Genomic DNA, 14,424 nt, shown 5'->3' on the forward strand with positions numbered 1-14,424 from the left:
CTATGAAGTATGCAATCAACGCCATGGGCGCTCCAGAGGCGCAAGGACCCTATTCTCAGGGAACCACGGCCGGTCGTCTGGTGTTTGCCTCCGGCCAGCTGCCTGTCTCAGACGATGGAACCAAAATCGTGGGGTCAACGGTTAGGGAGCAGACCTCGCGCATCATTGACGTGGTGGAGGCGATCCTTGCTGAGGTGGGCTGCACGCTCTCAGACGTGGCGCAGACGACGGTCTATCTGGCAGACATAAACGACATGGAGGCCATGAACGAGGTGTACGCAAGCCGCTTTCCACAGCCAGCGCCGGCACGCTCGGTCATCCAAGCGGCTGCGCTTCCAATGGGCGCGCTCGTGGAGATGGACTGTGTAGCCTGCAGGTAGAGTTATATTATAGAACGCGAGTACGTATCGAGGGGAGAGGCAATGCAACCTACTTCAAACCACTCATCAGATATGGGCGCAACAGAGATCTTCCGCATGCCGCCACAGGACGCCACCGTCCCAGACCTCATGGGAAGCCAGAAGCCCGAGCATCCAACGCTTACCATCGTCAAGGGCCCCCAGATTGGGCAGACCTTTGAGCTCGACGAGCCGATCATTACGCTTGGGCGAGACCCGCGCAACAGCGTGTTCCTGAACGACATGACCGTTTCGCGCCACCATGCGCGCATGGACCTTCGCGGCGGAGACGCAGGCTTTGCAACCGTCGAGGACCTAGGCTCGCTCAATGGCACCTGGGTCGACGGCGCCATCGTGAGCAAGGCCGCCCTCAAGGATGGCTCCACCATTCAGATTGGCACGTTCCGGATGGTCTTCCACACCAACGCAAAGCCACGCAAGATCTCTACGCAGGGATAGCCACTGATGGATGAAGCCGGGTACCTAACAATCGGCAAGGTGGTTGACAAGCTGCGCAACCGCTATCCAGACCTCACGGTCTCCAAGGTTCGCTACCTTGAAGACGAGGGGCTTCTTAATCCTTCGCGCACGCCGAGTGGGTACCGTCTTTACTCGCAGAAGGACATCAAGCGGCTTGAGACGATTCTGTATTTGCAAAAGAATCGCTTTTTGCCCCTTTCGGTCATCAAAGACGAGCTTGACCGCGCGGCAAACGGGTCGCCGAGCAAGCTCGACGGCGAGGGGGGCTCAGCGGCCCTCCTCGCGCCAATTTCCGAGGAGGACACAAAGAAGCTTCATCCGATTGACCGCATGCCTGAAGTTGCGGGCGTGTCGGTGAGCTTTGTGCGCCAGCTCTCCGAGGCGGGAATCATTTCCCTCAAGCGCTCTCCTCACGGTCGAGACCTCGTGGACGGCCGCGACCTGTCGCTGATTCGCACCTGTGACGAGCTGCGTCATTTTGGCATTGAGCCCAAGAACCTGCGTCAGTATGTGAACTCCGCCAACAGAGAGTCCGCAATGTTCGAGCAGGCGCTTGTGGTGTACGCAAAGAAGGGCGGAGGAGTAGAGGTAGAGGCAACGGAAGAGACACGACAACGCTTTGAAGAGGCTCTCTCCCGCATGCTTTCGCTGACCGGAAAAGTTCGATCAGAGCTTATCTCGCGCCGCGTCCACGAGTCGTTCAAGGACATGGAAGGTTAGCCAGCAAAAACCCATGACCGCACCGGTCTCATAAGCATAAACGCGTGGAAAGGACATCACCATGGCAAGCTTCGACTACGAGAGCCGCATCGTCAGCATCCCCGACTATCCGAAGCCGGGCGTGATCTTCAAGGACATCACCCCGCTCTTTGACGACCCGGTCGCGCTGTCAAACGTTGTTGATGACATTGCCGATCACTTCCTCGGGCAGAAAGTCACGAAGGTCGTTGGAGCCGAGGCTCGTGGCTTCTTGATTGGCGCTCCCGTGGCATACAAGCTTGGCGCCGGCTTCGTTCCCGCGCGCAAGCCCGGAAAGCTTCCCCGCGACGTATACTCCCAAAGCTATGCGCTTGAGTATGGCACCGACGAGCTGCAGATTCATAAGGATGCCCTGAGCGCCGACGACAACGTCCTCATTGTGGACGACCTCGTTGCCACCGGTGGCACCGCAATCGCTACCGCAAAGCTGGTCGAGCAGTCCGGCGCGAAGATTCAGGGCTTCTCGTTCATACTCGAGCTTTCCTTCCTGAATCCCCGCCAAGAGATCTCGAAAGATTACGGAAATAGAGAGGTCTATACCCTCGTAAAGGTTCAATAGCTACCTGAGCCTTTCCCAGGCTTTTCATTCAGCAGTTTGGAGTTGTCTCGATTTTCTTTCAAAGGCGGTTTTTATTCACTCCAGAATGCATTAGTCTGGCTTGAACGACGGGCATATTGATTTTTCAAGCCCCAACTCCGTCGAAAGGGTAGCTAAGAATGATGCCACATGGCAAAAAGATTGTTACTGCCGGCCTCGTCTTTGCTCTCACGACGCCTGTAACGGCGTTTTTGGCTCCAACCGTCGCGGTAGCTGAGCCAACCCAGAGTGAAGTAGACGAGGCAGCGGCAAAGGTCGACTCGCTTGCCTCCGAGCTGAGCTCGCTGCAGAGCCAGCTTTCCGATGCCACCTCAAGCCTTGAGCAGACGGGCTATGACATCGCAAGCACCGAGCAGCAGATTTCTGACACGCAAGCCGAGCTCGATCAGAAGCAGGAGACGCTTGCAGACCGCATGAAGTCCTCATACAAGTCAGGCTTGGGAAGCACGCTTGAGTTCCTGCTTTCCTCGACGTCGTTTGAGGAGCTTGGGTCGAACATCCTGTTCCTCGACAAGGTCTCTGAGTCTGACGCAGCGGCCATTCAGGAGGTCAACGACCTCAAGAGCTCTCTCGAGAGCCAGAAGGCAGACCTCGAGCAGAAGCAAGCGGACGAGCAGGCCCAAGTTGACAGCCTGCAGTCTCAGACCTCCGAGTACGAGTCCCAGGTTGCAGAGGCGCAGAGCTACTACGACTCCTTGAGCGCCGAGCTGCAGGCAGCCGTTGCCGAGCAGGCGTCAGAGAGCACCGAGACCGTTGTCAACGCAATCGAGACTCAGGAAACCATTTCCTCCAACACCGCCGACACCAGCACTGACACAAGCACCGACTCTGGAAGCACCACGAGCAGCTCTACCAGCACGGACACAAGCTCGAGCAGCAACGACACCAGCAGCTCCAACACCAGCTCCAGCACGAGCTCCAACACCAGCAGCTCCAATAGCAGCTCTTCCAACAGCAGCTCGTCGGGCTCTAACAATTCGAGCAGCAGCTCCAACTCTTCGAGCTCGAGCAGCTCTAGCTCTTCCAGCAGCAGCTCTTCCAGCTCGAGCAGCTCCTCTAACGTCGTCTCTGGCGGCGGCGTGGCCACGGCGCTCTCGCTCGTCGGCTACCCGTACGTCTATCGCGCGGTTGGCCCCAACGCCTTCGACTGCTCTGGCCTCGTGTGCTACTGCTATGGCTACGCTCGTGGTCGTACCACGTACCAGATGATTGCGTCCCTCAAGGCAAGCGGCGACTGGAAGACATCGATCGACGAGCTCAGCTATGGCGACCTTGTCTTTGAGTATGACAGCTCTCACGTTGGCATCTATCTGGGCAACAATACGATCGTTCATGCTGCAAACTCTGCTTCAGGTGTCATCGTCGGCCCGATTTTAGACTTTGAGGGCGGCGGCACTTACTAAGACACGATACGAACCTTTGCATTCCGAAACTTAAAGGCAGAAACCATGCACTCTAAGAACATCACACGAAGGGGAATGGTCATTGGGGGAGCCAGCCTCGCATGGGCTGGTCTCCTCTCTTTTGCTCAGCCAGCATTTGCTGACGACGCGACCTCCGACGAGCTGCAGGCGCAGCTCGAGGAGGCTCGACAGATGCTTGACTCCCTGGGAACTCAGCTCTCGAGCTTGGAATCTACGCTCATGGACGCTGAGGGCGACTTGGAGGACATTCGCTATCAGATCGAGCAGACCGAGTCCCAGATCACTCAGACCGAAGACGAGCTCCGCCAGAAGCGAAGCGACCTTGAGGCGCAGCTGCGAAAGACGTACAAGGCTGGCAATAGCGGAATCATTGACGTGCTCCTGAACTCTTCCTCCTTCGAGGAGCTCAGCTCGAACATCTACTACCTTGGCAAGATGAACGAGCAGCAGTCCGAAGCCATCAACGAGGTCAACGCGATCTCGGAGACGCTCAACCAGCAGAAGGAGCAGCTGCAGCAGCAGGAGGACGAGCAGGAGGCCAAGGTAGAAGAGACGCAGCAGAGCGTCGACGACTACCAGTCGCAGCTCTCTGAGGCCCAGGACTACTACAACGGCCTTGACGCCGCGGTGCAGGAGGCACTTGCCAAGGAAGCCGAGGAAGACTCCACGAGCAGCGTAAGCACTGCGATCGCCTCCGTCGAGAGCGCAAACGACGCGGTTTCTACCACGACTTCCTCTGACTCTGGCAGCACTGACAGCTCTAATAGCTCGAGCGAGACTTCGTCCTCTGACACCTCTTCCAACTCTGGCGATACGAGCTCTTCGAGCAGCAGCTCTACGACCACCTCTGACTCTTCGAGCAGCAGCTCGTCGAGCTCGAGCAGCTCATCTACGAGCTCGAGCTCTTCGTCCTCAAGCTCTTCGAGCAGCAGCTCGTCTTCCTCCAGCAGCTCAAGCTCGTCTTCTGGCGGAACGAAGTACTACTCAAGCAGCATCATCGCCAACGCGGAGCAGTTCATCGGATATCCCTACAAGCGCTGGACCCAGGGCGTCAACTACGGTCCGGACGCCGACGGCTTCGACTGCTGCGGCCTTGTTGCGACAGCATATCATATGGCTGGATATTCTACGCCATCTTATGCAACGTCTGTGCCAGGCCTTATAGCCGAGATGAAGTCGCGTGGAAACTGGAAGGACTGCAGCCTGTCAAACTACCAGTCAGTGCTTTCTCCGGGAGACGTCATCTTCTGCTCCACCGGCCACGTCGCCATCTACTGTGGCGGCACTAAGATGATTCACGCGCCGTATCCCGGTCAGTACGTTTGCTATGCAACCGTCTATGCATGCATCGGCGGAGGCTTTGGCGGCTAGCGCCAGGCAAGGCCCTTTACCGCGCCCCGAGATTTGTAGGCATGTCGGCTTCTTCCAAAATGGGGAGGCCGACATTTTTTATGAACAGGCGCTGATGTAAGCTGTGTGTGCACGAATTTGCACGACCAAGGGAGATTTCGTCTCATGACAGAGAAGGCGGCTCGGCAGCTCAAGGCAGGTAGGCGCCTGTCGAGAAGATTCCAAGTCTTTCTTGTAGGGGAGGGCGCGCTCGTTGGCCTTGTGGGCGGGGGAGTCGTCACGCTCTATCGCCTCTCCCTTTCGATTGCTGAGAACGGCCTGAGGACCTTGACCAGCGAATTCGCGGGAAATGCCTTGCTTATGGCCGCGTGGTTCGCAATTCTCGCCGTCATCTTGATGGTCGTTTCCAAGCTGATGCTTTGGGAGCCATACACGCAGGGGAGCGGCATCCCCCAAACTGACGCCGAGGTGATCGGTCGCATCGACATGCCTTGGCACCGCGTCATGGCGGCAAAGTTCGCCGAGGGAACCCTTTGCGCGTTTGCGGGGCTTTCACTTGGGCGAGAAGGCCCTTCGGTGCAGCTTGGCGGAATGTCAGGAAAGGCGGTCTCCAAGGCCCTCAAGCGAGACCGCGGAGAAGAGAGGCTCTTGGTCACCTGCGGAGCCGCTGCGGGAATGTCGGCCGCGTTTCACGCTCCGCTGACTGGCGTGCTCTTTGCTGTCGAGGAGATACACAAGCAGTTTAGCGCGCCGCTGATCATCTCAGTCATGACGGCGTCCGTAGTCTCTGACTTTCTCGTTTCCCAGGTGCTGGGCGTTCGCCCCGTCCTCAAGCTGAGCTTCGCAAACGACCTGCCGCATGTGGACTACCTTGTCGTCATCGTTCTTGGCGTGGTTTGCGGCATTGCGGGAGCGTTGCATAATAAGGGCATGTTTTATGCACAAACGCTTTACGACAAGATCAAGAAGAACCTTCCATACGCACGGCTTGCCATACCATTTGCCGTTGCCGGAATCGTCGCGTTCACGTTTCCGCAGCTCATGGATGGCGGAGACGCTATCGTAGAGATGATCCAAGCGCCTGGCGTGCTTGCGACAGGGGCAATCGTCTCGCTTCTGATTGGAAAGTACCTGTTCACGACCATCAGCTTTGCCTCTGGCGCGCCTGGAGGGACGCTCTTTCCGCTTGTCGTGATGGGGTCGCTCGTTGGCGGTCTTTTTGGCGTCGGCATGATAAACCTGTTGGGCCTTCCTTCGGGATATGTCTCAAACTTTGTAGCACTTGGCGTGGCAGGGCTTTTCTCAGGCGTCGTAAGGGCTCCCGTGACAGCGGTCGTGCTGGTATTCGAGCTCACGGGGTCCCTGGACTCGCTGCTGTCGGTTTCCATTGTGTCCATCATCGCGTACGTCACGGCAAACCTCATGAAGGTCGACGGGTTCTACGAGTTCCTGCTCGCCAAGCTTCTGGGAACCACCGCTGACGACCCGGACGTTCAGGGAGAGTCCGAAACCGAGATACACACGTTTGTCGTAGGCATGGGCTCCGCCATGGAAGGAAAGCTCATCAAGGACGTCTCGTGGCCCGAGGGGACGCGCGTCATCACGATTGACCGGTCGGGACAACAGATCGTTCCCACAGGAGGAACGCAGATCGAGGCGCTTGACACGCTGCTTCTGATAATGCGAAGCGAGACAGAGGAAGAAGACGAGGCGACGATACGACAAATGACCCGTGGCGGCGTGGAGTCTAGATGGACTCCAACGAAACGGTAGCGACGCAAGACTCAGCGCGGACGAAGGGTGCGCAACCAACGAGGCGCGCCCTTCGTTCTTGAGTCAAGCAGAATTGAGTCTGTCCACTCAAAGCTTGGGGGACCGATTCGCGTGCGTGTTTCCGAGCAAGACTCGGGGGGCGCTCTCGGGCAGGGTGAGAAATTCTCTTCTTCTCTCTAGTTTACATAAGATATATTATCACGCATTTATTTTAGGATTTGTCGACCGACATAGCAGTTGCCCCTGAAACACTAGCTTCTACCTGCGGAAATTCTAACGAGGCTCTGAGAGCCGTTTTAAGCGATTAAAAATGACCTTCTGGAGTACTTGCCCATGGGATTTCGAGTTAGCTTGGCCGATACGTTATCAACGTAACCCCAAATGACTTCGATGCTATAGTTACAAGTCTCAATGTTTGTCGGCAACGCAAGGAGCACACTCTCATGAAACGAGGCAAAGTCTTACAGCTGTCCCTCGTCTTGGCAGCTTTGCTCGCCACTGGTCCCGTCGTAGGCATTTCGCCTTCGACTGCATTCGCCGCTGATGACGAGGCTTCTGTAACTGAAACAACTGCAAACGAGAATGACGGCAACGCTTCGAGCGACGAAGCAACTTCCGTTGAGGACGAATCCTCTGCAGCGCCTGAAACTACTGAAACTGAAGCTACTGACGATGCCGCCCAGACCGAAGACGATGTAGACGAGTACGGCTTGACGGAAGATCAGCGCACGTATGCTGGCGTCTCGGCTGAAAGCGCTGCAAGCAGCTCTGGCGTACGAAGGGTCCGCCGTCTTATGAAGAGCACGTCATCCGCAACAACGCGCAGCTCGGACTATACGCAGCTGTCAGGAATTGATGTCTCTTTCTATCAGAACACCATTGACTGGGCTTCTGTAAAGGATGCCGGCAACGACTTTGCCATGATCAAGCTGGCTGGTCGCGGCTGGGGCACCAGCGGAAAGCTGTATACCGACCCCATGGGCAAAAAGAACCTTGTGAATGCCAAGAAGGCCGGTCTACAAGTTGGCGTCTACTTCTTCAGCCAAGCAATCACAACTGACGAGGCCGTCGTCGAAGCTGATTACATTTGCGACCTTCTCGACTCGTATGGCGTGGAGCTCGACTTGCCTGTCATTATTGACTACGAATACGAGTCTAACTATCGCTTGAACAACGGCGCCTCTAAGGAATATCGCACAAAGGTTATCAGGGCTTTTTGCGAAGAGGTCGAGGCTCGCGGCTACACGCCTGGCATCTATGCAAATAGCTCAATGCTTGCCAACACCATTGACGGCGTGTCGCTTGCTCGCGACTATTTTACTTGGGTTGCTTGCTATGGTGTCAGCGCCATCAATTACTACACAGGCGTCTATGACATGTGGCAATACTCTCAGTACGGCACCGTCGACGGCATTGAGAGCACGAGCGTCGATATGGACTATTGGTATAAGGGCGACGTCGAGCCAGGCGGCTCGGCAGATACCGATGACTCCGGCAGTACTGACACGTACTCGCCCATTACCGGAACTCAAAGCATCGCCGACGGCATGTACACGCTTCACAGCGAGGAAGACTTGTCGTATTGCTTGGATATCAGCTGTGCGAGCATGGACGATAGCGCGAATGCCCAGCTTTACTCCTCAAATGACACCGCTGCCCAGAAGTTCCAAGTGACGTATCTTGGCGACGGCTATTACTCAATCACGAGCGTCAACTCGGACAAGGCTCTTGACGTTTCTTGTGCATCGACCGCTGCTGGCGCCAACGTTCAGCAATATGAGAGCAACGGAACGAAGGCTCAGAAATGGGTCATCAAGTCGACTGATGACGGGTATTACCAGATCTTGTCTTCCTATACCGGATACGCTTTGACAGCTTCGAGTAAGTCAGGAATTTCTGATGGAACGAACGTCACCGTTGACACAAACAACGGTCTCTCCACGCAAAAGTTTCGGCTGAGCCCCGTTGCAGATGACGCGACCATCGGAGACGGAACATATGTCGTTCAATCTGCCCTCAGCAGCTCATATGCCATGGACATCGACAGTGCAAGCAAGTCAAATTATGGCAACTTGCAAATCTACACCAAGAATGGCACCAAGGCGCAGAGCTTCCACTTTGAATACAAGGGATATGGCACTTACGAGATTACAAATGTGAACTCCGGCCTCGCCATCGATTTGAGCGCCGCTGGTCTTGATGATGGCACGAACGTTCAACAATACGAGCAGAACGACACGTTGGCGCAGCGCTGGTACGTAATCGCAAACACTGACGGCACCTATACGCTTTACTCTGCGCTCAGCGGTGCGGCTATAGACGTTTACCACGGCGTTGCCGACAATTGCCAAAACGTGCAGGTCTACTCCCCTAACGGCACGGCAGCCCAAAAATGGACGCTCAACTCGGATGTTAGCGGCACCTACACCATCGTTTGCGCAGGTAACACTGGGTATTGCTTGGACATCGACTGCGCAAGTACCGAAGATGGCGCAAACTTGCAAATCTATCAGTCAAACGGCACGAAGGCTCAGATTTTCAAGATTGTTGCTTTGTCCAGCGGGTATTGCTACATCCAAAACGTCGGGTCTGGAAAGGTTATCGACGTTCGTCACGCTGGAACCGACGACTACACGAACATTTGGCAATACACCTATAACGGCTCGGATGCTCAGCTTTGGAAGATTCTGGCCAACGGCGATGGAACGTATACGTTCATCAACAAGGGCAGCGGAAAGGCGCTGGACATTTCGTGCAACCAATATGCCAATTGCACTAACGTGCAGCTCTACACCAGCAACGGAACTTATGCACAGAGATTCATTCTGAAGGATATTTCGTAGCTGGTTTTCCGAAAGGCATGCCGCTAGAAGCGGCAAGATATGACAACGGCGCGGTCCCAAGCACTTGAACTTGGACCGCGCCAATCCTTAGCAAGAGGCAACTGAGGCTATTTAGCGAATCACTTTCTTAAGTACTCGGAAGCGCTTGTAGCCGCGATTGCGCCATCAGCGGCAGCGGTGATGATTTGGCGAAGCGACTTCTTCCGGACGTCACCAGCTGCAAAGAGACCGGGAGTGCTAGTGGCCATTCGCTCGTCCGTCACGACATAGCCAGATCCGTCTAGCTCAGCAAGACCGCGCACAAGCTCAGTCTCAGGGACACGACCAACAAAGACGAAGATGCCGAACGACCCCTCGTCATAGGTTTCCGTGCTGGTCTCGCACGTCTGGTTGTTGCGGAAGGTAATGCTGGAAGGCAGCTCTCCCCCATCAACGGAAACGATGCTGGTAAGGTAGCGGACGGAGACCTTCTCGTTCTCCTCAATCTGACGCGCTACAGAGGCTTGTGCACGCATGTGGTCCTTGCGGACGATCATGGTTACATGGCTAGCAAAGCGGGTCAGGAAAAGCGCCTCTTCGGCTGCAGAGTTGCCACCACCGATGACAAAGACTTGCTTGCCGCGATAGAACATTCCGTCGCAAGTAGCGCAATACGAGACGCCATGACCCGAGAAGCGCTCCTCGCCTTCAAAGCCAGCCTTTCTCGGCGTGGCACCACCAGCAAGGATCACGCTCCTTGTGGCCAACGGTCCATCGCTGGTCTCAAGCGAGAAAAGCCCGGTCTTCTCGTTGTGGGAAAGCGAAGTGACGCGAGAAGTTTTTACTTCTGCACCAAGGGACTCCGCCTGCGACTTCATAGCCTCAGCCAAGCTGTAGCCATCAGTGTTCGGAACGCCAGGATAATTGTCGATCTCTGCGGTAAGGATCGTCTGGCCACCAAATGCCTCTTGCTCTAGCGTCACGGCGTCAAGCAAGGCGCGCTGAGCATAAATTGCCGCAGTCAGACCAGCGGGGCCTCCGCCAATGATTACAAGGTCTTTTGTCATGTTGTCGGACATAGGGGGCTCCCCTCCTTTGATGATTTCTCATTCAAAGGGAGGATACCCCCTACTCCTAAACTTCTATTCAATTGCTATGCAGTTAATCACATTTAGCACAAACGGATTGCTTATGCCGCAAACTCTTCTGCCTCGTCGGAAGTCGGAAGGATGAGGTTCAGCAAGATGCCGACGAGCGTAGAGGTAGCCATGCCAGGAAGCGTGTAGCTGCCAATGGGGATAGAGACGCCAGCAGTCTCCATGCCAACGCCCAGGATGATAACGACAGAGGCAATCATGAGGTTGCGGTTGTCGTTGAAGTCGACCTTGTTAGTCACGAACATCCTAAGACCGTTGGAGGCGATAAGACCGAAGAGGAGCAAGCAGACGCCACCCATGACAGGCGAAGGGATGGACTGGATGAGCGCGGAAAGCTTGGGGCAGAAGCCGCCAACGATAAGCGCAAAGCCGCCGGCATACCAGAAGATCTGCGTGGAATAGACGCGCGTGACGCTCATGACGCCGATGTTCTCAGCATACGTCGTGGTGGGAGGTCCACCGAGGAAGCCAGAGATGATGGTCGAGATGCCGTCGCCAGCAAGCGAACGGGGAAGCATGGGACGATAGTCCTTGCCCACGATCTCGCCGACAGCAAGCAAGTGACCGATGTGCTCGATGACCGTAACGATAGCGACAGGGGCAATGATGATAATGGCGCCAACGTCAAAGGTTGGTGCAGAGATGCGCGGAAGCCCAATCCAAGCTGCGCTGACAACGCCGGAGAAGTCGACAATACCAAGCGGGACGGAAATCAGATAGCCAATCACGATGGCGAGAAGCACGGGAACGGTCCCGAATATGCCGCCCATGCTGGAGAAGACTACTGCAGCCACAAGCGTTATGGCAGCAACGATGGCATACGTCGTGTCGAACGTCGTGTCATTGATGAAAGCCATGTTGACGGCAGTGGCGGAAAGTCCGACGCCAATGACAACCATGACAGATGCCACGAGGACGGGCGGAAGCAACCGGTCAAGCCAGCCGGTACCAATAAGCTTGATGACGCCAGCTACCACAAGAAAGACAACGCCAGCAACGATGACGCCGGACATGGCAGCAGAAAGGCCCTTTGTTGCTCCAACGGCAACGATGGGGCTGATGAAGGCAAAAGAGCTGCCAAGGTAGCTAGGAATCTTGTTTCTCGTGACAAGCAAATAGCAAATGGTGCCGATGCCTGAGCACATGATTGCCACGTTGGGATCAAGCCCGGTCAAAATGGGCACGAGGACGGTTGAGCCAAACATGCTCATCATGTGCTGAATGCCAAGAGGAATGGCTTTGCTCACTGGTACGCGGTCATCTACGCCGATGATCTCTCGTTGCTTTCTAGCCACAGCTCTCCTTTCCTCGAGTTTGCGCTCGAAATGCAAACGAAGCTAAGAAAAAAGGCCCCAAGCGAACGCCTGGGGCCAGACACTACTCCTAAGACAGCAGGAAGTAGACGACGAATGCGATTGTGGCAACCCACATCAAAGGCTTGACCTTCTTAGCCTGACCGGTCACGAGAGCGACGATCACGTAAGAGATAAAGCCAAAGCCGATGCCGTTAGAGATCGAGTACGTCATGGGGATGCCTGCGATGACCATGAATGCAGGGAAGCCCTCAAGGAAGTCCGACCAATCGATGTCGACGACATCGCCCATCATGAGGAAGCCGACAAGCACCAAAGCGCCGCAGGTAGCAGCAGAGCTGACGATGCTGATGACGGGCGCGAAGAAGGCGGCAACGATGAAGAGGATGCCGGTGAAGACGGAGGACAGACCAGAGCGACCACCGTCGGCTGCGCCAGAGGCAGACTCGACAAAGGTAGTGATGGAGGAAGCGCCGACAAGGCCACCGACAGCAGCAGCGGCGGAGTCAACAACAAGGATCTCCTTGATGTTCTCGACGGTGCCATCATCGTTCAGGAACTCGCCTTGCTTAGCGACTGCCATGGCGGTGCCCATGGTGTCGAAGAAGTCGGACATCATGAGCGAGAAGGCAAAGACGAGAAGAACAGGCGTCGTAAAGACCTTGACGATGGCAAGAGTGCCGTCAGAGCCGGCCATGAAAGGAGCGCCGAAAGACGAGAAGTCCAGACCGGAAACAAGACCGGTAGGAGCTGCGGTGACGCCCAGAGGAATGCCGCAAATGACAGCAATGATGATGCCCAGGAGAAGGGCGCCCTTCACGTTCATGACGTAAAGGACAACCGTGGCAACGATAGAGATAAGACCAACGAGGAACGTTGGGCTAGAAACGTCACCAAGAGAGACCATGGTCGACTCGTTGGCAACGATGATTCCGCCATCAGAAAGGCCGATCATCGCGATGAAAAGACCAAGACCAACAGAGATGGCATGGCGAAGCGAAACAGGGATGGCATCCATGATTGCCTCGCGAAGACCGCAAAGAACCAAGATGAGGATGGCCAAGCCCTCGACAAAGATGACGGCCATGGAGACGCGCCAGTCATTGCCGTCAACTGCAGCCAGCGAATAAGCGACGATGGCGTTGATGCCCATGCCTGATGCGCAAGCAAGCGGGCGGTTTGCGCAAAGACCCATGAGGATGGTCATGATGCCCGCACCGATGCACGTGGAGGTAACGGCTGCCGTAGAAGGCACGCCAGCAATCACCAAAAGCGCAGGGTTGACGGCAATGATGTAGGCCATCGCAAGAAACGTTGTGAGACCTGCGCGAAATTCCTGGCCAACAGACGAGCCACGTTCGCTGATCTTAAAGAAACTGTCCATGCAAGTCACTCTCCTTCGTAAACTCTCAAAGCTCTGTCATGGCGACGAAGGCCGCTGAAGTTACACGCCGCTGGACCCAAACCCGCCGGCGCCGCGATCCGTCTCATCAAGCTCGTCGACCTCTTCAAGTTGGACGACGGGAACGCGCTGAATAACAAGCTGGGCGATCCTCTCGCCGCGCTCGATATGGATGGGTGTGGAATCGTCTAGATTGACGGCGCAGACCTTGAGCTCGCCACGGTAATGGGAGTCAACAAGGCCGGGAGTGTTTGCCATAGAAAGCCCCTCGCGAAGGGCAAGACCGCTTCTAGGCTGGACAAAGCCTGCGTATCCCTCAGGGATGGCAACGGCAAGACCGGTGCCAACAAGGCGACGCTCATGAGGAGCAAGGGTGACGTCCTCATTTGACCTCAAGTCAAGACCGGCGTCGCCTGAATAGGCATACGTGGGGAGCTCAACCGTAGGGTCAAGCCTCTTGATGGGCAGCTTTACTGTCTCGTCAGGACTCATTGTTCAAGCTCCTTAGCTCTTCGCTAAACTCATCGACATCCTTGAAGTCTCGGTAGACAGAGGCAAAGCGGACATACGCGACCTTGTCAATCTTGACAAGGCGCTTCAAGACCATGCTTCCAAGCTCCTGCGAGGGAACTTCGGTAATGCCGCTGTCACGAAGCTCGGACTCAATGCTGTCGATGAGCCCTTCAAGCGTCTCGATTGGAACGTCTCGCTTAACCGTTGCGGTCATGAGACCACGCATGAGCTTTTGGCGTTCAAAAGCCTCTCGATGACCGTCCTTCTTTACAACCAGGAGAGGACGCTCTTCTCGGCGCTCATAGGTTGTGAAACGGAAACCGCACTTTACACATTCACGGCGACGGCGAATTGCGTCGTTGTTCTCAGAGGGACGAGAGTCAACGACCTTAGACTCCTCGCAACCACATTTGGGACAGCGCATGATGCCTCCTA

The 14,424-nt window shown here is 55.8% G+C and carries 13 protein-coding genes; 8 read left to right on the forward strand and 5 right to left on the reverse strand.

Annotated elements, in window-relative coordinates; genetic code table 11:
- Positions 1 to 2: 2 nt before the first annotated feature.
- From ACOYJL_RS01415 to ACOYJL_RS01450, 8 genes are all read left to right on the forward strand, one after another.
- Positions 3 to 380, forward strand: a complete 378-nt coding sequence (locus tag ACOYJL_RS01415) for a RidA family protein (RefSeq protein ID WP_433568416.1) — start codon at positions 3 to 5, stop codon at positions 378 to 380.
- A 42-nt stretch (positions 381 to 422) separates the two neighbouring features.
- Positions 423 to 857, forward strand: a complete 435-nt coding sequence (locus ACOYJL_RS01420; protein WP_433568417.1) for an FHA domain-containing protein — start codon at positions 423 to 425, stop codon at positions 855 to 857.
- 6 nt (positions 858 to 863) lie between these two features.
- Complete coding sequence (ftsR, locus tag ACOYJL_RS01425; RefSeq protein WP_433568418.1) at positions 864 to 1,598, forward strand: transcriptional regulator FtsR; 735 nt, start codon at positions 864 to 866, stop codon at positions 1,596 to 1,598.
- 61 nt (positions 1,599 to 1,659) lie between these two features.
- A complete protein-coding gene (locus tag ACOYJL_RS01430; protein WP_433568419.1) occupies positions 1,660 to 2,196 on the forward strand; it encodes an adenine phosphoribosyltransferase in 537 nt (178 codons plus the stop codon).
- A 158-nt stretch (positions 2,197 to 2,354) separates the two neighbouring features.
- Positions 2,355 to 3,638, forward strand: coding sequence for an NlpC/P60 family protein (locus tag ACOYJL_RS01435; protein ID WP_433568420.1), 1,284 nt, complete (start codon positions 2,355 to 2,357; stop codon positions 3,636 to 3,638).
- Positions 3,639 to 3,683: 45 nt separating this feature from the next.
- Positions 3,684 to 5,030, forward strand: a complete 1,347-nt coding sequence (locus ACOYJL_RS01440) for an NlpC/P60 family protein (protein WP_433568421.1) — start codon at positions 3,684 to 3,686, stop codon at positions 5,028 to 5,030.
- 144 nt (positions 5,031 to 5,174) lie between these two features.
- The gene (locus ACOYJL_RS01445; RefSeq protein WP_433568422.1) at positions 5,175 to 6,782 is read left to right on the forward strand and encodes a chloride channel protein; all 1,608 of its coding nucleotides are present in this window, start codon (positions 5,175 to 5,177) and stop codon (positions 6,780 to 6,782) included.
- 443 nt (positions 6,783 to 7,225) lie between these two features.
- Entirely contained in the window at positions 7,226 to 9,625 is a 2,400-nt protein-coding gene (locus tag ACOYJL_RS01450) for an RICIN domain-containing protein (protein WP_433568423.1), read from the forward strand.
- A 119-nt stretch (positions 9,626 to 9,744) separates the two neighbouring features.
- On the opposite strand, the gene ACOYJL_RS01455 is transcribed toward ACOYJL_RS01450, so the two are convergent.
- From ACOYJL_RS01455 to nrdR, 5 genes are all read right to left on the reverse strand, one after another.
- Complete coding sequence (locus ACOYJL_RS01455; protein ID WP_433568424.1) at positions 9,745 to 10,683, reverse strand: NAD(P)/FAD-dependent oxidoreductase; 939 nt, start codon at positions 10,681 to 10,683, stop codon at positions 9,745 to 9,747.
- Positions 10,684 to 10,793: 110 nt separating this feature from the next.
- Complete coding sequence (locus ACOYJL_RS01460) at positions 10,794 to 12,056, reverse strand: uracil-xanthine permease family protein (RefSeq protein WP_433568425.1); 1,263 nt, start codon at positions 12,054 to 12,056, stop codon at positions 10,794 to 10,796.
- A gap of 88 nt (positions 12,057 to 12,144) precedes the next feature.
- The gene (locus ACOYJL_RS01465) at positions 12,145 to 13,458 is read right to left on the reverse strand and encodes an NCS2 family permease (RefSeq protein WP_433568426.1); all 1,314 of its coding nucleotides are present in this window, start codon (positions 13,456 to 13,458) and stop codon (positions 12,145 to 12,147) included.
- A 60-nt stretch (positions 13,459 to 13,518) separates the two neighbouring features.
- Entirely contained in the window at positions 13,519 to 13,968 is a 450-nt protein-coding gene (gene dut, locus ACOYJL_RS01470) for a dUTP diphosphatase (RefSeq protein WP_433568427.1), read from the reverse strand.
- Positions 13,958 to 14,413 carry a transcriptional regulator NrdR gene (nrdR, locus tag ACOYJL_RS01475; protein WP_433568428.1) on the reverse strand — a complete coding sequence of 152 codons (456 nt, stop codon included), beginning with the start codon at positions 14,411 to 14,413 and terminating at the stop codon, positions 13,958 to 13,960. The genes dut and nrdR overlap by 11 nt, the downstream gene beginning before the upstream one ends.
- Positions 14,414 to 14,424 lie beyond the last annotated feature (11 nt).

The organism is Tractidigestivibacter sp., assembly GCF_050946515.1.
Taxonomy (GTDB): domain Bacteria; phylum Actinomycetota; class Coriobacteriia; order Coriobacteriales; family Atopobiaceae; genus Tractidigestivibacter.

What these genes read in the sequence shown, in the direction of transcription:
- ACOYJL_RS01415 (WP_433568416.1), top strand. Translation starts at nt 3, where the DNA reads ATGAAGTATGCAATCAACGCCATGGGCGCTCCAGAGGCGCAAGGACCC.
- ACOYJL_RS01420 (WP_433568417.1), top strand. Translation starts at nt 423, where the DNA reads ATGCAACCTACTTCAAACCACTCATCAGATATGGGCGCAACAGAGATC.
- ftsR (WP_433568418.1), top strand. Translation starts at nt 864, where the DNA reads ATGGATGAAGCCGGGTACCTAACAATCGGCAAGGTGGTTGACAAGCTG.
- ACOYJL_RS01430 (WP_433568419.1), top strand. Translation starts at nt 1,660, where the DNA reads ATGGCAAGCTTCGACTACGAGAGCCGCATCGTCAGCATCCCCGACTAT.
- ACOYJL_RS01435 (WP_433568420.1), top strand. Translation starts at nt 2,355, where the DNA reads ATGATGCCACATGGCAAAAAGATTGTTACTGCCGGCCTCGTCTTTGCT.
- ACOYJL_RS01440 (WP_433568421.1), top strand. Translation starts at nt 3,684, where the DNA reads ATGCACTCTAAGAACATCACACGAAGGGGAATGGTCATTGGGGGAGCC.
- ACOYJL_RS01445 (WP_433568422.1), top strand. Translation starts at nt 5,175, where the DNA reads ATGACAGAGAAGGCGGCTCGGCAGCTCAAGGCAGGTAGGCGCCTGTCG.
- ACOYJL_RS01450 (WP_433568423.1), top strand. Translation starts at nt 7,226, where the DNA reads ATGAAACGAGGCAAAGTCTTACAGCTGTCCCTCGTCTTGGCAGCTTTG.
- ACOYJL_RS01455 (WP_433568424.1), bottom strand. Translation starts at nt 10,683, where the DNA reads ATGTCCGACAACATGACAAAAGACCTTGTAATCATTGGCGGAGGCCCC.
- ACOYJL_RS01465 (WP_433568426.1), bottom strand. Translation starts at nt 13,458, where the DNA reads ATGGACAGTTTCTTTAAGATCAGCGAACGTGGCTCGTCTGTTGGCCAG.
- dut (WP_433568427.1), bottom strand. Translation starts at nt 13,968, where the DNA reads ATGAGTCCTGACGAGACAGTAAAGCTGCCCATCAAGAGGCTTGACCCT.
- nrdR (WP_433568428.1), bottom strand. Translation starts at nt 14,413, where the DNA reads ATGCGCTGTCCCAAATGTGGTTGCGAGGAGTCTAAGGTCGTTGACTCT.